This window comes from Candidatus Methylopumilus universalis, from assembly GCF_006364435.1.
Taxonomy (GTDB): domain Bacteria; phylum Pseudomonadota; class Gammaproteobacteria; order Burkholderiales; family Methylophilaceae; genus Methylopumilus; species Methylopumilus universalis.
Map to the genome: position 1 here is coordinate 710,825 of NZ_CP040977.1, position 18,116 is coordinate 728,940.

An 18,116-nucleotide genomic window follows, 5' to 3' on the forward strand; every position below is an offset into this window, starting at 1 on the left:
ATTAAAATAATACTAATTGAGTGAAACAATCTACAACGCAAGATTGTTTTCATACAGAATACTAGAATATTAACTTAATTCAGAGACATTATGGACGAAATACTACGCAACACCTTTATTGCTGTTCTTACCTTAAGCACAGGCATTCATCTATGGCTTGCGCGAAGACATATTAACTTTGTATCCAATCATAAGAACAAAGTCCCTGATGCGTTTAAAAAAAATATCACCCTTAAAGATCATCAAAAAGCTGCAAATTATGCAATCGCAAAAAGTGAATTAGGTTCAAAAGATACAATCATCCAAGCTTCATTGCTTCTTCTTCTTACTCTAGGAGGATTGATTAGTGCGATCTCACATCTTTTTGATTCAATTTCATCGCCCCTCTTAAAAGATATTGCACTAATCTTGAGCGTCATGCTTGTTACCAGTCTGATTGATCTACCTTTCAATTACTACAAAACATTTAAGATTGATGAAGCATTTGGCTTTAATCGTATGACAAAGAAACTATTTTTTTCAGATCTTTATAAGCAGATGATTTTAGGGTTATGTCTTGGTCTGCCTATTTTATTTGTTGCATTATGGATGCTGCAAAATGCTGGGGTCTATTGGTGGTTTTATCTATGGGCAGTTTGGAGTTTATTTAATCTTTTAATTCTTGCAATCTACCCTACTTGGATCGCTCCATTTTTCAATAAGTTCTTACCTCTCAAAGATAAGACCTTAAAAACTAAAATTATTGCGCTATTAAAAAAATGTGGTTTTAAGTCTCAAGGATTATTTGTCATGGATGGATCTGCAAGAAGTAACCATGGAAATGCTTATTTCACAGGCTTTGGCAAAAATAAACGTATCGTATTTTTCGATACGCTTTTAGAACGTCTTAATCACAATGAAATTGAAGCTGTCCTGGCTCATGAGCTTGGGCATTTTCATCACAATCATGTTAAAAAAAGAATTGTAATGATGTTCCTTGTAAGTTTTATTGGCCTTGCAATTTTGGGCTATCTAAAAGATCAAACATGGTTTTATCATGCGCTGGGTATTAGCGAGCCAACAAATGGTAGCGCCTTACTTCTTTTTATGTTGGTTGGCCCCACTTTCATTTTTTTTATAAGGCCTATCATGGCATTCTATTCAAGGCAAAATGAATTTGAAGCTGATCGCTACGCTAAAACACACTCGAGCGCAAAATATCTTAAAGAGTCATTAGTTAAACTTTACCGAGATAATGCATCAACTTTAACGCCCGATCCATTATATTCGGCATTTTATGACTCTCACCCCCCTGCATTACAGCGTATTGCAAGACTGTAACATTTCAAGGAAGCTTTTTTAACAGCACCAATGGTAAAATGTCGTATACCTTTACGGCACAGCGCTTATAAAAATGGATATTACAACACGCCTAGAATTTGATGCGGGGCATCGCATACCCAATCACAAAAGTAACTGTAAAAATCTACATGGTCATCGTTACGCAATTGAGGTCACGGTTACGGGCCCTATTCATGACGACAGAAAAAGTTCAGACTTTGGTATGGTGATTGATTTCTCTGATGTAAAGCAAATCATTAAGGATTTAGTAGTTGAGCCTTGGGATCATGCGTTCATTGTTTATCAAGACGATAAAGAGATTGTGAATTTTTTAAAAACACTACCAGATCATAAAACCGTTATATTTCCAGTGGTACCAACAGCAGAAAATATGGCATCAGAAGCTCACCGAATTTTAAATAGTGAATTTAATAAACGCTTTGATGGCCAACTTAAAATAAAACAAATTCGTATGTATGAAACGCCCAACAGCTGGGCTGATGCTATATAACTCAGATTACCAAATAAGCTTTTTTTCGCCTTTCATTTTATCCAAATAAGCTTCGTGACTTTTAAGCTCTTCGTCACTTGCTTTAAGAATAAAAAGATTGGCGGGGCGATGAGTATTTTTTTCTCCTGCAATATCTGTTCCACTATATTGAAAATCAATCATTAGATCTTCTTGTCCGCGAGTCATAGCAAGGTAAACTTCAGCTAAAAGTTGTGCATCCAGCAAGGCACCGTGGAGACTTCTTTGCGAATTATCTATATTATAAAAACGGCATAAAGCATCTAAACTATTTCGCTGGCCTGGCCTCATATCCTTTGCCATTTTTAACGTATCAATAATATTAGCGACCACGTTTTCAATAGGCTGTCTTTCGATTAGTCCAAGTTCCATATTAATAAAACCCACATCAAATGGCGCATTATGAATAATCAGCGTTGTATCTTTTATGAATTCAATAAAATCAGAAGCTATTTCCGTAAATTTTGGTTTGTCTTGCAAGAAGTCTAGAGTAATACCGTGAACTTCTTGAGCTGCAGGATCTATTTCCCTGTCTGGATTCAAATAAAAATGAAAAGAATTATTTGTGGGTCGGCGATTTACGATTTCAACCGCTGCTATCTCAATAATTCGATGGCCCTGATTTGCATATAAGCCAGTTGTTTCTGTATCTAAGAAAATATGTCTCACTATAACCCTTTCAATAAGTTATCAACGCCCTGATTTGCTAGTTGATCAGCTTTCTCATTTCCATCATGACCTGCGTGCCCTTTAACCCAAAGCCACTCAATAACGTGCCCGGAAGCCAATTCATCAAGTCTTTGCCATAAATCTATATTTTTGATAATTTTCTTACTGCTATTTTTCCAGTGATTACGTTTCCATGTATGGATCCACTCCGTAATTCCTTTTTGCACGTAAGTAGAATCCGTGTATATTTTAATCTCTGAAGTCTGCTTAATGATTTCAAGGGCTTTAATTACAGCTAATAGCTCCATACGATTATTTGTAGTATCTTTTTCACCGCCACATATAGATTTCTCATTAGCTCCAGAGATTAATAATGCACCCCATCCGCCGTCTCCAGGATTACCTCTGCAAGCACCGTCTGTATATATGGTAATTGCAGGCTTCATCATTTGACTTTGAAAGTTCTGGATTTTTGTGCTGAATACACCGGCGCTTTAATCAATTTCTTTTTCCATGAAGGTTTAATAGTCGTCATACCATGCACTCTCTTTTGTATAACAAGAAAATAAAAACCTCCCAACATAGGCCACCATCGATCTCCTAGTTTCTCTATAGCATGTATTTTTTTTAACCATGATACTTGCTGAATAGGGGGAACATAACATCCCATTTTCCCTTCAGCCATTTCTAATCCCACAATAGGAAGCCATTCTTTAATTTTACTAAGTGATATAAATTTTGTATTCCAAGGGTAATCAATATCAAAACTTAAAAGTCTTTTTAAACCCCATAAGCTCGCTGGGTTAAATCCAGTAATGATGAGACGCCCTTCCGGCATAAGAACTCGATGGATCTCTTTAAGCAACTCATAAGGCTCGACCATTTGCTCAAGTATATGGGGTGCGATAAGTAAATCTACCGATGCTTCATCAAAAGGTAATGCATCGTTCGACGTCATTAAATCAGCGTGATTTGAGTTTAATGAAAACTTATTTTGGATGCGTGATTGATCTAGAAAGTCAATATCGAAATTACCCATTTGAAACGCATAAAATCCAAACGTATCCATGACCACAGGATTTATATAATCATATTCTAACGTAAGTAAATATTGGCCTAAGGGGCTTTTAAACCATTCTTGTGGTGAAATTTTAGGCATAAATGTATCTTATAATGATCGAAATACTTTACTATGAATACAAATGACAGGCTACAAAGAAAATCAATTAATTCATATAGATCCCATTGAAGCTTTTCAAGATAATTATATTTGGTTAATTCATAACGATCAAAATAGTATTATCGTTGACCCAGGTGATGCTAATCCCGTCATAAGCGCCTTGGAGAGAAAAAAACTAAATCTAGTCGCTATTTTAATCACCCATCATCATGCCGATCACATTGGCGGTGTTATCGCTCTTCAAGAGAAATATCCACATATAAAGATCTTTGCGCCACAAAAAGATAAATATGACTTTGTCAATATAAGCCTTAAAAATGGGGACGAAATTAATATTCCGGAGCTTCAAATAAACTATAAAATAATTGAAATTCCTGGGCATACCCAAGGTCATATCGCGTATTACGATATGAAAAACCTTTTCTGCGGCGATACACTTTTTGCCTGTGGTTGCGGAAGAATATTTGATGGAACCCATGAGCAAATGTATAACTCGTTAAAAAAAATTAGCGCACTACCCAAAAGCACAAAAGTTTATTGTGCGCACGAATACACTAAAAAAAATATTGCATTTGCCTTATCCCTTAATCCAAATGATGTAAATCTCAAATCAAGAGAAAAACTTCTATCTAATGTAAAAAATACGATTCCATCCTCTCTCGAGGAAGAATTAAAAACAAACCCTTTTTTAAAATGCACTTCTTTTGAAGCATTTAAGAAGCTTAGAGATCTCAAAGATCAATATTAATATGTCATCGCTATTTAAATATGCCTTATTTTTTATTTGCATCTCAGTATCGATGGCACCCATTGCTTTTGCCGAAAAAAATACCCTAGGAGAAGAAATTAGTATTCTAGATGTCGATGTACTTGATCAAGAAATCAATAAGCTAAATTCATTAAACCTAAACTCAGCAGCCCCACCAAGTAAAACACAAAATTACCAAGCCAATAAAGTCGAAATAAATCTATGGCAACGTATTTATTCTAGATTTGAAATTAAGAATGAAAATAATTCAAGATCTAAGAAATATGAAGATTGGTATTCTGCGCGGCCTGAATATGTAGAAAGAATGATGGATCGCAGCCAAAAATATTTATTTTATGTTGTAGGTGAAGTTGAAAAAAGGGGTATGCCATCAGAAATAGCCCTTCTTCCCATGATAGAAAGTGCTTATAACCCTATTGCAAATTCAAGGAGCAAAGCTGTAGGAATATGGCAGTTTATTCCGTCTACAGGGCGAGTCTATGGTTTAAAACAAGATTGGTGGCATGATAAAAGACGTAATGTTGTGGAAGCAACAAATGCTGCTCTTGATTACCTTCAAAAGCTTCATGCATTGTTTGGCTCATGGGACCTTGCTTTGGCTGCTTACAATGCTGGCGAAGGTACTGTAGGTCGGGCCATAGCTAAAAATAAAGCGAAAGGGCTCCCCACTGACTATGCGTCTCTTAAGCTTCCAGGCGAAACGAAAGATTACGTACCGAAGCTGCAAGCTATTAAAAATATTGTTTCAAACCCAACTCAATACGGACTTTATATAGATCCCATACCTAATAAACCTTACTTTACATCTGTGGAAGCACCTGCCGTTATTGATGCTGATCTTGCTGCAAATCTTGCTGAAATTTCTTATGATGAATTTTTACTTTTAAATGCTGAACATAGAAGACCTCTTATTAGAACAAACGATAAATCACAACAACTTATTTTGCCTATCAATGCTGCAGATACGTTTGTAAAAAATCTTAGTCAAAATGAAAAACCTTTGGTGTCATGGAATATATACCAACCAAAACATAACGAGAAAATAAAAGCGATAGCAAATAAATTTGACATGCAAGAAAGCGATCTCATCAAAGCAAATGATTTGAATCCGCAAAGAACAATCAAGACCTCAACGATGATATTGGTATCTAAAAAAGAAGGTGCGGGATCTAGTGCGATCCAAGAGATTGATGAGTTAAAAATTCAAAGTAATAAAAAAACTGAAAGCTCAGTTAAGCCAAACAGGCATAAAGTAAAATCAGGAGATACACTTAATAAAATTGCAAAAAGATATGATATGCATATTGATGAATTAAAAGATATCAATCAAATGACTTCCTCAGATATTCAAATTGGGTCTATCCTTCAACTTCAAAGAAGTAATTAATTGACTACACATATGTATTTCAAATATATATTCCTCTTATTCGTTTTGGCTAATATAACATCGTGCAGCGATAAAAAAGAAATCGCATACAACTATGAAGGCACATTCCAAAGTGAAAGAGGCGGAATGCTTATCGATGCCATGTCTGGTGAGCCAAGCAATCTCATTTCCATGATTGCAGGAGACTCAGCATCATCAGCTATCTCAGGAAATATTTTTAATAAACTTATTAAATACGACAAAAATTTAGAGCTTGCTCCTGAAATAGCAGAAAAATGGACGATTTCAAGCGACCAAAAAACAATTACCTTTTATTTAAAAAAGAATCTTAAGTGGTCTGATGGTCATGATTTAACCAGTGAAGATGTTCTTTTTACATGGAAACTTGTTACCGATGACAAAACAAGGACTCCTTATGGCTCCGATTACAAGCTAGTGGATAAGGCAGAAGTTCCAGATCTTCATACGTTCAGAGTTGTATATAAAAAAGCTTATGCGCCTGCCTTAGATAGCTGGGCAACACTTCAAATTCTTCCGAAACATATTCTGAAGGATGAGGATATTAATCGCACTTTTTTCTCAAGAAAACCTGTTGGCTCTAGTTACTATAAATTAGCAAATTGGGTAAATGGTGAGAAATTAACTCTGGAGGCTAGCTCCTCTTCTGTGATGGGTGAGCCTAATATAAGTAAACTCACTTCCCGTTTCATACCTGATACATCGTCTCAATTTTTAGAATTGATCGCTGATAATATCGACCTTATGAATATTAATCCTATTCAATTTGCTCGCGTTATTCCTTCTAGACCAGACCTCAAGAATAAATTAGCACTTTATAAAGAGCTTGGAAATAGCTATACCTACCTTGGCTTTAACTCAAAACGTTCTCCATTTAATGATATTAGAGTCAGGCAAGCGATTAATTATGCGCTTGATAAACAGGAAGTTATAGATGGCGTTCTCTTAGGCCTGGGAGAGCCTGTCGCATCACCCTATAAACCTGGGACTCGATGGAGCGATCGAGCACTTCACCCCTACCCCTACGATAAAAATATGGCACTTAAGTTACTCCATGAAGCAGGCTTTAATGACACTAATCATGATGGTATTTTAGAAAAAGATGGCAAACCTTTCGCATTTGAAATTCTCACCAATCAAAATAAACAAAGAGAGATGACTGCAGTTCTTATTCAAAGAAGACTTAAAGATGTGGGTATTGATGTGAAGATTCGTGTGATTGAATGGGCAAGTTTTGTAAACCAATTTATTAAAACGAGTGATTTTGATGCTGTTATTCTTGGCTGGAGCTTATCGCTCGATCCTGATCAATATAATATTTGGCATTCATCTCAACAAAAACCTGGCCAATTTAATTTTATTGGATACAGCAATAAAGAAGTTGATCAATTACTTGAAGAAGGTCGAACTGAATTAAATCCTGATAAACGAGAAAAAATTTATCATGCTTTTTCAAAAATCTTACTCAGAGAAAGCCCTATAGTTTATCTTTATGCTGGATATGGTCTAACTGCTATGAGTAAACGTATCAAAGGTATTGAGTCACCTACGCCACCTGCCGGAATTGCGTATAATTCTTACGAATGGTTTATTCCTTCCACCCTTAGAAGAAATGAAATAACGCCATAAAATGCTTAACTATCTAATTAAACGTTTGTTATGGATGATTCCAATGTTAATTGGTATCAGTCTTATTTCTTTTTTTATTATGCATCTAGCTCCAGGGGACATCACCGCATCAGAATCAGCCTTTAATCCAAAAGCATCTGAAGAATCTCGTCAAAAACTAAGAGCACTTTACAATTTAGATAAGCCCTTGATGACGCAATACAGTTTATGGTTAAAAAGAATTGTGAAATTAGATTTTGGGAATTCTTTTGCTTCGCATCAGCGTCCTGTTTTATGGGAAACGAAAGATGAAAAAGGCAATATCACCAAAGGCATGATTCAAGATGCCTTACCAATAACGCTTATGATTAATCTGATAGGCCTACTTATTATTTTTGTGCTTTCGATATTTTTGGGCGTTGTTTCAGCAGTAAATCAAAATAAATGGCCGGACCGACTCATAACTATTATTGTATTCGTAGGCTTTGCTATCCCTGGTTTTTGGTTAGCACTTTTACTGATGTATTGGACTGGGGTGACACATTCTTGGCTCCCCATTTCAGGTCTCCATAGCGCAGGGTATGAAAATATGGATTTAATTTCACAATATCTAGATTTATTTAAACATCTGATACTACCGGTCTTTGTTTCAAGTTTAGGCGGCCTCGCAAGCATTTCTCTGTATGTGAGAAATGGAATGTTAGATGTGCTGCAACAAGAGTTCATAACAACTGCACGCGCTAAAGGACTCACGGAAAATAAAGTGATTTATGGTCATGCATTAAGAAATACATTATTACCGCTTATCACTATTGTAGGCCTATCAATTCCTGGCTTGATTGGTGGCTCTGTAATTGGGGAATCTATTTTTGCAATTTCTGGTATGGGTAAATTATTTTTTGACGCTGTATTAATGAGAGACTTTCCTGTGGTCATGGGAATCCTTACAATTGGATCCGTCTTAACGCTATTTGGAAATCTAATCGCAGATATTGGTTATGCTTGGGCCGATCCGCGAATTAGACGAGGTATTTCAAATTGAATATCCTCACGCAAAACCCATTAACTTTAAGTGGAATTATAATTATTTCCCTCGTTTTATTTATTGCGGTATTTGCACCATGGCTATCGCCTTACGATCCAAATTACATTGATATTCATTCAATACTTTTGCCACCTTCCGTCTCGCATTTTATGGGAACTGACGGACTAGGAAGAGATGTTTTTTCACGCATGCTTTATGGATCTAGAATTTCACTTTTAGTAGGCATTGTAGCTGTAGGCATTGCTACAGTAATTGGCACTTTTTTAGGTGCCATTGCTGGATTTTATCGTGGATATATCGATTCTATAATCATGCGCTTTGTAGATATTATGTTATCCATTCCTACTTTTTTTCTGATACTTGCGGTCATTGCTTTTTTAACACCGTCAATTTGGAACATTATGATTGTGATTGGACTGACTTCCTGGATGGGTGTTACTCGCCTTGTTCGGGCAGAGTTTTTAAGTCTCAGAAATCGAGAATATATATTAGCAGCTGAAGCTATGGGCGCTTCAGATTACAGGCTTATTTCAAAGCACCTACTCCCTAATAGCCTAACGCCCATCATCGTAACTTCTGTTTTAGGAATTGCAAGTGCAGTATTAACCGAATCTGGATTGAGTTTTCTTGGGCTTGGAGTTCAAGCACCACAGTCCTCATGGGGTAATATTTTGACTGATGGTAAAGAGTACATTCAGTTTGCATGGTGGCTATCATTATTTCCAGGACTGGCCATTCTGATTACAGTCCTAGGTTATAATTTACTCGGTGAAGGGTTAAGAGATCTGCTTGATCCGAAAAATAAGAATCAAAGAAAATAAAGGAATACATGATGGGGTTTTTAACTGGTAAACGGGTTTTAATTCTCGGTCTTTTGAGTGATCGATCTATTGCTTATGGTATTGCTTCCGCAATGAAACGTGAAGGAGCTGAATTAGCCTTTACTTATCAAATGGAAAAACACGATGAACGAGTAAAAAAACTTGCTCAAGATTTTAATTCAAACATCGTGCTACCTTGCGACGTTTCAAGTGACGAGCAGATCGATAATCTATTTCCTTTGTTAAAGAAACACTGGGATAAATTAGATGTTATTGTTCATTCGCTAGCCTTTGTTACTAAGGAAGCTTTAAAGGGAGATTTCGTTGAGGCAACAACGCGTGAAAACTTCAGAGTAGCTCATGATATAAGCTCTTACAGTTTTACAGCATTAGCTAAAGCAGCACTGCCGATGCTGAGCGAGCATGCCAGTTTACTTACATTGAGTTATCTTGGCGCGGAAAGAACAATGCCAAACTATAATGTGATGGGACTTGCCAAAGCAAGTTTGGAGGCTAATGTAAGATACATGGCTCAAAGCTTGGGGCCAAAAGGTATTCGAGTTAATGCAGTTTCAGCAGGACCAATAAAAACCCTTGCTGCATCAGGAATTGCTGACTTTGATCGCATGATAGGCTTCAATGAGAAACATGCTGCATTAAGACGAAATGTTACGATTGAAGAAGTTGGAAATGCTGCTGCATTTCTATGTAGCGATCTTGCATCAGGTATTACAGGCGAAATTACTTATGTAGATGGCGGCATGAATATTACTGCCGCAGGTTCAATCGATTAATTCTTTTGCGTTGCTTCAAAGAATTTTTGATTAACTGATACACTCGACTTTGCTTTTAATCCTTTCAGATAAGCACTCAGGTATTCACTTGATAATGCCTCTGTATAACTAGACGCAAATTCTTTTTTATTCTCTTCATTGTCATCGTTCGGAAATGCTACTTTACTTACTTTAACAATCACATAACCGTTATTACCATCTACAAAACCACTATAGCTCGGAAGCTTGTCTGTAGGCATCTTATAAGCGTGATTAGTGACAGCCTGACTCAAGCCTTTTGTGTTTTTGCGGTCGACTAAAACTGTAGCCTGCCAATCAATTTTACGAGAAGCATCAGCAACAGACTTTAATGCTGCCTCACCTTCAGTAGATACTAATTTTTTTGCAGCTTCAAATTTTAAATAATCTTCAATGCTCTTTTTAACCTCAGCAAATGGTTTTGTTGATTGCGCTTTGTAATCAACTACACGGGCAGAAATTAAGTTATTAGGAGTGACTTCAATCGCTTCAGTATTCCTTCGGTCCTTAATTGATTCTTTTGAATATAAAGCATTCATCAGTGCTTCATTTTTAAAAAATTTATCTGATTCGTTACGGCTAATCCAATCAGTTTTTTGAATGGGCAGATTAAATTTCTTCGAAACCACATCAAGACTTGATGACTGCTCGTAAACTTTATTACTAAAATCTTCTGCAAGGGCTGCATATTTATCTTGAGCTTTTTGGTAGATTAATTCGGCTTTAATTTGTGGCTTTATGGCATCGAAACCACCCCCTTCGCCTATGACTTTTGTTAGCTTAATAATGTGGTAACCAAAGTCAGACTCAACAATACCGCTAATCTCGTTAACTTTCATTGAGAAAACAGCATCATCAAAAGGCTTAACCATCATGCCACGGCCAAACGCACCCAAGTCACCGCCTTTTTTAGCGGATTCAGGATCTTGTGAGTATTTTGTTGCTAGCTCCTCAAATTGCTTAGGATTCTTTTTAATCTGACTTAAGATATCTTCAGCTTTTGCCTTAGCCTTAGCTTTTTCTGCAGGTGCGGCATTCTTAGATGCAGCTATTAAAATATGACTTGCTTCTCTTTGCTGCTGATTTTGATATTTATCTGCATTTGTTTTATAAAAAGCCTTCACTTCATCTTCAGATACAGTAATGCTCGGAAGAATGCTTGTTAATGAAAATACAACAAATTCGGCTTTCACCTGTTCAGGTGCTAAGAACTTTGATTTATTTTGATCATAGAAAGTCTGCATGTCTTTTTCGGAAATATTTGCCTTAGCCATATATTCTTTTGTTTTGAATTCAGCAACAGTCACTTCTCTTTGTTGAGATGTTGCTTTTAATGTTTCTGTTAAATTATTTGGTGGAATAAATGTAAGTTTTTGAAGCCCATCTCGCACTTGCTGAATGAGTAAATCGTTTCTGATGCTTTCTTCAAATTTCTTAGGGTTAAGCTGATTATTTTGTAGAACTTTATCGTAAAGTTCCTGTGAAAACTTTCCATCTTTTTGAAAATCAGGCATACCAATAATATATTGGCTTAATTGTTGGTCTGTGATTTTAAATTGAGATTTTTTAATATCGTTGTTGATTAATTGTTTTGTGATAAGTCCATCAACCACTGACTCTTTGAATTCAAATGAATCAAACATTGCTGGGTCTACTTTCTTGCCTTCACTCATCATCCGATTACGGACATTTTCAATGGCACGGTTATATTCTGGAAGTGCAATTTTATAACCATCAACTTTAGCAATGCTTAAATTATTGCCGGCTTGGTTGAGATATGAATCAATGCCAAATAATGCGAAAGGAATAAGAACGAGCGCTAAAATAACTTGGGCAGCCTTAGTTTGAGCGTAACTTCTAAATTTGTCTAACATTGGATTTATCCTATTATCTTTATAAGCTTTATGATAAAAAAAGTTACCAAAAAGTTCTCACTGAATGAACAAAAAGGCGAATCTTAAGATTCGCCTTAATGATTTGGCGGAGTGGACGGGACTCGAACCCGCGACCCCCGGCGTGACAGGCCGGTATTCTAACCAACTGAACTACCACTCCAAAACTTGTTACTAAAATTGGTGGGTGCTGACGGGGTCGAACCGCCGACATTCGCCTTGTAAGGGCGACGCTCTACCAACTGAGCTAAGCACCCATGCACACTCGTTAGTAAGGCGGCTATTTTACAACATAGTCCTTACCAACGCTAGGTTTACGCTAATGTGTAATGGATTTTGTGATAGTGCTGGCGTTTTTATGGGGTACAGGAACGGCTTTTTGGTCCTTTGTGGCAATATTTTTTGGCATTTTAGTCAAAGCAAGCTCTAAAACTTCGTCTATCCAGCGCACAGGATGAATTTCTAAGGCATTTTTAACTTCATCAGAAATTTCAGTTAAATCTTTGACATTTTGCTCTGGAATAAGCACGGTTTTGATGCCGCCTCTATGCGCTGCAAGCAGCTTCTCTTTTAGGCCGCCAATTGGTAAAACTTCACCTCTTAATGTTATTTCCCCTGTCATAGCGACATCAGCTCGGACTGAAATATTAGTTAAGGCCGATACAATCGCTAAAGTAATGCCAATACCGGCACTTGGGCCATCCTTAGGCGTTGCTCCTTCGGGTAAATGAATATGAATATCATTTTTTTCGTAAAAATTTTCGGCTATTCCTAGTTTGTTGGCACGACTTCTCACAACGCTCATCGCAGCATGAATAGACTCTTGCATGACTTCGCCTAACTTACCTGTAATGATTGTTTTTCCTTTGCCTTGTAAAACGACAGCCTCAATCGTCAATAATTCTCCTCCGACCTGAGTCCAAGCGAGCCCCGTAACCTGGCCTATTTGATTTTTCTTTGAAGCAAGTCCAATGTCGTAGACTTTAACGCCTAAATAAGCCTCTAAATTCTTGCTATTCACAATGACTTTTTTGAGCGATTTTTTGCTCAATAACTCCTTAACTGCCTTTCGACATATTTTAGAGATTTCTTGTTCTAATTTTCTAACGCCCGCTTCTCTCGAATAATACTGAATAATTTCTCTTACAACTTTAGAGGTAATGCTAATTTCAGATTTTTTTAAACCATGCATTTTAAGTTGCTTGGGTAATAAGTATTGCATTGCAATATTAAGCTTTTCTGCCTCTGTATAACCCGATAGACGAATAATCTCCATTCGATCCAAAAGTGGTTCAGGAATATTCATTGAGTTAGCTGTTGCGACAAACATCACATCAGATAAATCATATTCGACTTCTACATAATGATCTGTAAAAGTATGATTTTGTTCTGGGTCTAAAACCTCTAAGAGCGCTGAGGCTGGATCACCCCGATAATCTTGACCCATTTTATCTACTTCATCTAGTAAGAATAATGGGTTAGTCACTCCAGCTTTGGTCATGCTTTGTAAAACTTTACCGGGCATAGAGCCAATATAAGTTCTTCGATGGCCGCGAATCTCCGATTCGTCTCGCACCCCGCCCAAAGCCATACGAATAAACTTACGATTTACTGCTTTGGCAATACTTTGTCCTAAGGATGTTTTCCCGACCCCCGGAGGGCCTACCAAACATAAAATAGGCGCTTTCAGTTTATCAACTCGTTGTTGAACTGCAAGATACTCAATAATACGTTCTTTGACTTTCTCGAGACCGTAGTGATCTTCATCCAAGATCTTTTCTGCAAGCGCTAACTCACGACTAATTTTAGTTTTTTTCTGCCAAGGCAATCCTATTAATGTATCAATATAATTTCTTACTACTGATGCTTCAGCCGACATTGGCGACATCATTTTTAATTTTTTGAATTCAGACTTAGCTTTATCGAGAGCCTCTTTTGACATGCCAGATTCTTGAATACGTTTTTCAAGCTCATCTAAATCTGCTCCTTCATCCTGCTCACCCAATTCCTTTTGAATGGCTTTGACTTGTTCATTAAGATAGTATTCCCTTTGGCTTTTTTCCATTTGACGTTTAACGCGGCCACGAATTCTTTTTTCAACTTGAAGAATATCGATTTCAGATTCCATGATCTTCAGAAGATGATCCAAACGATTTTTAATTTTTAATGTTTCTAAAATTGTTTGCTTCTCTTCTAACTTTAACGTGAGATGCGCTGCGATCATATCTGCCAGCCTGCCAGGGTCTGTAATAGCAGCAAGAGATGTTAAGATTTCAGGAGGGATTTTTTTATTTAATTTAACGTATTGATCAAACTGTGAGAATACTGTCCTCATCAATGCTAATGATTCTTTATCTTTAGGTTCAGGGATATTGATTTCATCGAATCGAGCGACGAAACAAGCTTCTTGGTCAAGTACTTCTTTAATTTTTACGCGGCTTAAACCTTCAACTAAAACCTTGACTGTGCCGTCAGGTAATTTAAGCATCTGAAGAATAGATGCAACGGTGCCGTATTCGTAAAGATCTTTGGCATCAGGCTCATCTTTACTTGCAGATTTTTGAGCTACTAAAATTATCTTTTTATCTTTATCAGATGCAATTTCTAAAGCTTTTACAGATTTTGTTCGTCCAACAAACAGTGGAATCACAAGATGCGGATAAACAACTACATCCCTTAAAGGTAAAAGGGGCATGAAATCTTGTTGGGGATCTTTAATTTTAATTTCTTGAGCCATTAGGAGCTTTCATAAGCGTTAATTAATCTTGAACATTGGGTCAGTTTATAATATTTCAAGGCCTTACTGACCAACTGCGAAGCTTATTTTTTTCCTGAAACTTGTTTCTTTTCTGAGAATAAAAGTATAGGTTTGCTTGATTGTTCGATCACACCATCATCAATGACAACCTTTTCAAGATTCTTAATTGAGGGTAATTCATACATCGTATCTAATAAAACATGCTCCATAATTGAGCGAAGACCACGCGCTCCCGTCTTTCGTTCTAGCGCTTTTTTTGCAATTAGCCTGAGTGCTGAAGTTCTAAATTCTAGCGATACATGTTCCATCGCGAAAAGTTTAATATATTGTTTGGTTAGCGCATTTTTAGGCTCGGTAAGAATCTGAACTAGAGCATCTTCACTTAAGGACTCAAGAGTTGCAACAACAGGAAGTCTTCCAATAAATTCAGGAATTAAACCAAATTTAATTAGATCTTCCGGCTCAACATCTTTAATGACATCACCGATTACTTTAGCATCTGCCTTACTATTTACTTGAGCTCCAAAACCAATGCCACCTTTTTCTGATCTTTGTTTAATAATTTTTTCTAGCCCATCAAAAGCACCACCACAAATAAACAATATATTTGTAGTGTCGAGCTGAACAAATTCTTGATTTGGATGTTTGCGACCACCCTGAGGCGGAACTGAAGCGACAGTGCCCTCAATAAGTTTTAAAAGAGCTTGCTGAACACCCTCTCCTGATACATCTCTTGTAATTGAAGGATTTTCAGATTTTCTTGAAATTTTATCGACTTCATCGATATAAACAATCCCTCTTTGGGCCTTTTCAATATCGTAATCACATTTTTGTAATAATTTTTGCATGATGTTTTCAACATCTTCACCAACATAACCAGCTTCAGTAAGTGTTGTTGCATCTGCCATTACAAAAGGAACATCAAGTAATTTTGCTAGCGTTTGTGCTAAAAGTGTTTTTCCGGAACCTGTGGGACCAATAAGAAGAATATTACTTTTAGAAATTTCAACATCTTTGTGTTCAATATCTATCTCAGAATTACTATCTCTAAGTCTTTTGTAATGATTGTAAACAGCCACAGCTAAAGTTTTTTTAGCGCTTGTTTGTCCAATGACATGCTCATCAAGTTGATCACAAATTTCTTTTGGTGTGGGAAGCTGATCGTGATCTTTAGCTTCTTTTGACGGGCTTTTAACTTCTTCTTTAATAATGTCATTACATAAATCAACGCACTCATCACAGATGAAGACAGAAGGACCTGCAATTAGTTTTTTTACCTCATGCTGACTTTTGCCACAGAATGAGCAATAGAGTAATTTTTCGTTATCGCTTTTAGTAGCCATAAATAGATAACATCAAATGACTTGGGATCTCTTTGAAATAACTTGGTCTACCATACCATAATCTACAGATTGCTCAGCACTTAAGAAGTTATCTCTATCTGTATCTGCAGCAATTTTTTTAAGTGTTTGCCCAGTATGGGTTGCTAAGATTTGATTTAACTTTTCTTTTAAAAATAAAATTTCTTTTGCGTGTATTTCTATGTCTGATGCTTGCCCTTGGAATCCACCTAAAGGCTGATGAATCATTACGCGAGAATTAGGTAAACAGAACCGTTTTCCTTTTTGCCCTGCAGCAAGTAATAAAGCACCCATGCTGGCCGCTTGTCCAATACATAAAGTACTTACATCAGGTTTAATAAATTGCATTGTGTCGTAAATAGCCATTCCTGCCGTGACAGAACCGCCTGGGGAATTGATATACAAAGAGATGTCTTTATCGGGATTGTCTGCTTCTAGAAAGAGTAACTGGGCAACAATAACATTCGCTGTCATGTCATCTACGGGACCTACTAAAAAAATGACACGCTCTCTTAAGAGTCGCGAATATATATCGTAAGCTCGCTCACCTCGACCGCTTTGCTCAATCACCATAGGCACATAGCCTAAATTATTTGGGGTTGTATAAGCCATAATTATGCTTTAGCTGGTCCAGACATAAGCTCATCAAATGTTGTTTTTTTATTTTGCACTTTACACTGCGTCATAAACCACTCAACTACATTTACCTCAGTTGCAAGAGCTGTTGGCTCTTCAAGTCTTGAAGGTTCGGCATAAAACCATTGAACGGCTTCTTCTGTGTCATCAAAATTAAGTGCAAACTCATTCACCATCGCTTTAATTTGATCTGCAGTAGCGCGCAAATTATTTTTTTCTACAATTTCAGCGAGAATCAGTCTGAGCTTGCATGTTTTCTTCGCTTGATCTTCAAACATTGAGGGTTCTAATTTGAATTGTTTTAAATCAGCTCCACGCTGTTTTAAATTAGCGTAGGTCGATTGAGCCATGCGATTGATTTCAACATTAATTAATGTTTTAGGTAAATCTGCCTTACAAATATCTAATAACTGAGTAAAGACCTGCTCTTTTAATTTAATTTTTACTCTTTTGTCTAATTCTTGCTCTAGACTTTGTTTAATTTCTTCACGCATTTGATCAACATTACCATCAACAACGCCTAGCGATTGCGCAAACTGCGCATTAACTTCTGGAAGCTTAGGTTTTGCAATTAAAATAAAATTCACATTATATTGAACTGTTTTTCCTGCTAATTCTTTGGGGTTATGTGTTTCTGGATAATTCACTTCAAATGTTTTGGACTCACCTGCTTTTCCACCAACAAGATGATCATCAAAAATTGCGAAACGAGAATCGTCACCAAGGATAATCTGAATAGGTTTATCGCCTGTCGTTTCAACTTGTTTGTCATTAATAAAGGAAGTTAAAGTTAAAGTAAGTCGATCGCCTTTAGCGGAAGCTTCTTTAGACTCAATAAATTGGGCTCTTTGTTTAAGGAGGACATCGATGGTTTTATTCACATCTTTATCGGTAATTTGAGCGTCAGGCTTATCAATTGAAGCAGCTTTAAAGTCGCCTAAAGTGACTTCAGGGAATACTTCGAATGTCGCTGTATATTCAAAATCTTCATTTACTTGATTAAGGGGCTTATGCTGAATATTAGGCATGCCAACAACACGCAGTTTATTTTCTTGAATAGCTTGGCCAAATGAAGTCTCAATAGCTTCAGAGAAAACTTCTTCTTTTACTTGAGGACCATATTGTTGCTCAATCATCTTTAGAGGCGCTTTACCGGGTCTAAAACCAGGAACTTTTGCTGTTCGAGTTAGACGTTGAAAACGACTCGACATCTCTTTTTGAAGAGGTTCGACAGGCACTTTAACGGTTATGCGTCTTTCTAAATTACTTAATGTTTCAACTGCTGTAGCCATACTTAAAATTCCCTAAAAT

At 36.8% G+C, this 18,116-nt stretch carries 16 protein-coding genes and 2 tRNA genes; 8 read left to right on the plus strand and 10 right to left on the minus strand.

All coding sequences use genetic code 11. The features are described from left to right. Positions 1-90: 90 nt before the first annotated feature. Positions 91-1,320, plus strand: a complete 1,230-nt coding sequence (locus tag FIT70_RS03885) for a M48 family metallopeptidase (protein WP_139884419.1) — start codon at positions 91-93, stop codon at positions 1,318-1,320. A 73-nt stretch (positions 1,321-1,393) separates the two neighbouring features. Beyond that, entirely contained in the window at positions 1,394-1,831 is a 438-nt protein-coding gene (gene queD / locus FIT70_RS03890) for a 6-carboxytetrahydropterin synthase QueD (protein WP_139867771.1), read from the plus strand. A 6-nt stretch (positions 1,832-1,837) separates the two neighbouring features. On the opposite strand, the gene dnaQ is transcribed toward queD, so the two are convergent. Genes dnaQ through FIT70_RS03905 form a run of 3 tightly spaced genes read right to left on the minus strand, consistent with a single transcriptional unit; the run spans position 1,838 to position 3,677 of the window. Next, positions 1,838-2,518 (minus strand): DNA polymerase III subunit epsilon, encoded by a 681-nt coding sequence (gene dnaQ, locus FIT70_RS03895; protein ID WP_139930716.1) that lies wholly within the window; start codon positions 2,516-2,518, stop codon positions 1,838-1,840. Then, positions 2,518-2,967 (minus strand): ribonuclease HI, encoded by a 450-nt coding sequence (rnhA, locus tag FIT70_RS03900; RefSeq protein ID WP_420886371.1) that lies wholly within the window; start codon positions 2,965-2,967, stop codon positions 2,518-2,520. The genes dnaQ and rnhA overlap by 1 nt, the downstream gene beginning before the upstream one ends. Then, positions 2,964-3,677, minus strand: a complete 714-nt coding sequence (locus tag FIT70_RS03905; protein ID WP_139930718.1) for a class I SAM-dependent methyltransferase — start codon at positions 3,675-3,677, stop codon at positions 2,964-2,966. Before FIT70_RS03905 ends, rnhA begins: the two co-directional genes overlap by 4 nt. Positions 3,678-3,720: 43 nt before the next feature. Here FIT70_RS03905 and gloB point away from each other — a divergent pair, with 43 nt between their 5' ends. From gloB to FIT70_RS03935, 6 genes are all read left to right on the plus strand, one after another. Continuing rightward, positions 3,721-4,446 carry a hydroxyacylglutathione hydrolase gene (gloB, locus tag FIT70_RS03910; protein ID WP_139930720.1) on the plus strand — a complete coding sequence of 242 codons (726 nt, stop codon included), beginning with the start codon at positions 3,721-3,723 and terminating at the stop codon, positions 4,444-4,446. Between the two features lie 52 nt (positions 4,447-4,498). Beyond that, positions 4,499-5,854 (plus strand): transglycosylase SLT domain-containing protein, encoded by a 1,356-nt coding sequence (locus FIT70_RS03915; protein ID WP_189340831.1) that lies wholly within the window; start codon positions 4,499-4,501, stop codon positions 5,852-5,854. A 126-nt stretch (positions 5,855-5,980) separates the two neighbouring features. Continuing rightward, positions 5,981-7,501, plus strand: a complete 1,521-nt coding sequence (locus FIT70_RS03920) for a peptide-binding protein (RefSeq protein WP_223255751.1) — start codon at positions 5,981-5,983, stop codon at positions 7,499-7,501. 1 nt (position 7,502) lies between these two features. Further along, entirely contained in the window at positions 7,503-8,522 is a 1,020-nt protein-coding gene (locus FIT70_RS03925; protein ID WP_139930723.1) for an ABC transporter permease, read from the plus strand. Next, positions 8,519-9,346, plus strand: a complete 828-nt coding sequence (locus FIT70_RS03930) for an ABC transporter permease (RefSeq protein WP_139930725.1) — start codon at positions 8,519-8,521, stop codon at positions 9,344-9,346. Before FIT70_RS03925 ends, FIT70_RS03930 begins: the two co-directional genes overlap by 4 nt. 11 nt (positions 9,347-9,357) lie before the next feature. Further along, positions 9,358-10,140, plus strand: a complete 783-nt coding sequence (locus tag FIT70_RS03935) for an enoyl-ACP reductase FabI (protein WP_139872353.1) — start codon at positions 9,358-9,360, stop codon at positions 10,138-10,140. Here the strand turns inward: FIT70_RS03935 and FIT70_RS03940 are convergent. The 7 genes from FIT70_RS03940 to tig all read right to left on the minus strand — a co-directional run bounded on the left by FIT70_RS03940 (position 10,137) and on the right by tig (position 18,097). Beyond that, entirely contained in the window at positions 10,137-12,032 is a 1,896-nt protein-coding gene (locus FIT70_RS03940; RefSeq protein WP_139930727.1) for a SurA N-terminal domain-containing protein, read from the minus strand. The two genes, FIT70_RS03935 and FIT70_RS03940, sit on opposite strands and share 4 nt — an antisense overlap. A 104-nt stretch (positions 12,033-12,136) precedes the next feature. Continuing rightward, positions 12,137-12,213: transfer RNA gene (locus FIT70_RS03945), tRNA-Asp, on the minus strand. Between the two features lie 18 nt (positions 12,214-12,231). Further along, positions 12,232-12,307: transfer RNA gene (locus FIT70_RS03950), tRNA-Val, on the minus strand. Between the two features lie 62 nt (positions 12,308-12,369). Further along, positions 12,370-14,787: an endopeptidase La gene (gene lon / locus FIT70_RS03955; protein ID WP_139930729.1), complete on the minus strand. Its 2,418-nt coding sequence runs from the start codon at positions 14,785-14,787 to the stop codon at positions 12,370-12,372. A gap of 83 nt (positions 14,788-14,870) precedes the next feature. After that, complete coding sequence (clpX, locus tag FIT70_RS03960; RefSeq protein ID WP_139870375.1) at positions 14,871-16,151, minus strand: ATP-dependent Clp protease ATP-binding subunit ClpX; 1,281 nt, start codon at positions 16,149-16,151, stop codon at positions 14,871-14,873. 12 nt (positions 16,152-16,163) lie between these two features. Further along, positions 16,164-16,781 carry an ATP-dependent Clp endopeptidase proteolytic subunit ClpP gene (gene clpP, locus FIT70_RS03965; RefSeq protein WP_139867789.1) on the minus strand — a complete coding sequence of 206 codons (618 nt, stop codon included), beginning with the start codon at positions 16,779-16,781 and terminating at the stop codon, positions 16,164-16,166. Positions 16,782-16,783: 2 nt separating this feature from the next. Next, positions 16,784-18,097: a trigger factor gene (gene tig, locus FIT70_RS03970; RefSeq protein ID WP_139867791.1), complete on the minus strand. Its 1,314-nt coding sequence runs from the start codon at positions 18,095-18,097 to the stop codon at positions 16,784-16,786. Between the last annotated feature and the right edge of the window lie 19 nt (positions 18,098-18,116).

Coding starts and splice junctions, on each gene's coding strand:
- FIT70_RS03885 (WP_139884419.1), top strand. CDS start 91: ATGGACGAAATACTACGCAACACCTTTATTGCTGTTCTTACCTTAAGC.
- queD (WP_139867771.1), top strand. CDS start 1,394: ATGGATATTACAACACGCCTAGAATTTGATGCGGGGCATCGCATACCC.
- rnhA (WP_420886371.1), bottom strand. CDS start 2,967: ATGATGAAGCCTGCAATTACCATATATACAGACGGTGCTTGCAGAGGT.
- FIT70_RS03905 (WP_139930718.1), bottom strand. CDS start 3,677: ATGCCTAAAATTTCACCACAAGAATGGTTTAAAAGCCCCTTAGGCCAA.
- gloB (WP_139930720.1), top strand. CDS start 3,721: ATGACAGGCTACAAAGAAAATCAATTAATTCATATAGATCCCATTGAA.
- FIT70_RS03915 (WP_189340831.1), top strand. CDS start 4,499: ATGGCACCCATTGCTTTTGCCGAAAAAAATACCCTAGGAGAAGAAATT.
- FIT70_RS03920 (WP_223255751.1), top strand. CDS start 5,981: ATGCTTATCGATGCCATGTCTGGTGAGCCAAGCAATCTCATTTCCATG.
- FIT70_RS03925 (WP_139930723.1), top strand. CDS start 7,503: ATGCTTAACTATCTAATTAAACGTTTGTTATGGATGATTCCAATGTTA.
- FIT70_RS03935 (WP_139872353.1), top strand. CDS start 9,358: ATGGGGTTTTTAACTGGTAAACGGGTTTTAATTCTCGGTCTTTTGAGT.
- FIT70_RS03940 (WP_139930727.1), bottom strand. CDS start 12,032: ATGTTAGACAAATTTAGAAGTTACGCTCAAACTAAGGCTGCCCAAGTT.
- lon (WP_139930729.1), bottom strand. CDS start 14,787: ATGGCTCAAGAAATTAAAATTAAAGATCCCCAACAAGATTTCATGCCC.
- clpX (WP_139870375.1), bottom strand. CDS start 16,151: ATGGCTACTAAAAGCGATAACGAAAAATTACTCTATTGCTCATTCTGT.
- clpP (WP_139867789.1), bottom strand. CDS start 16,781: ATGGCTTATACAACCCCAAATAATTTAGGCTATGTGCCTATGGTGATT.
- tig (WP_139867791.1), bottom strand. CDS start 18,097: ATGGCTACAGCAGTTGAAACATTAAGTAATTTAGAAAGACGCATAACC.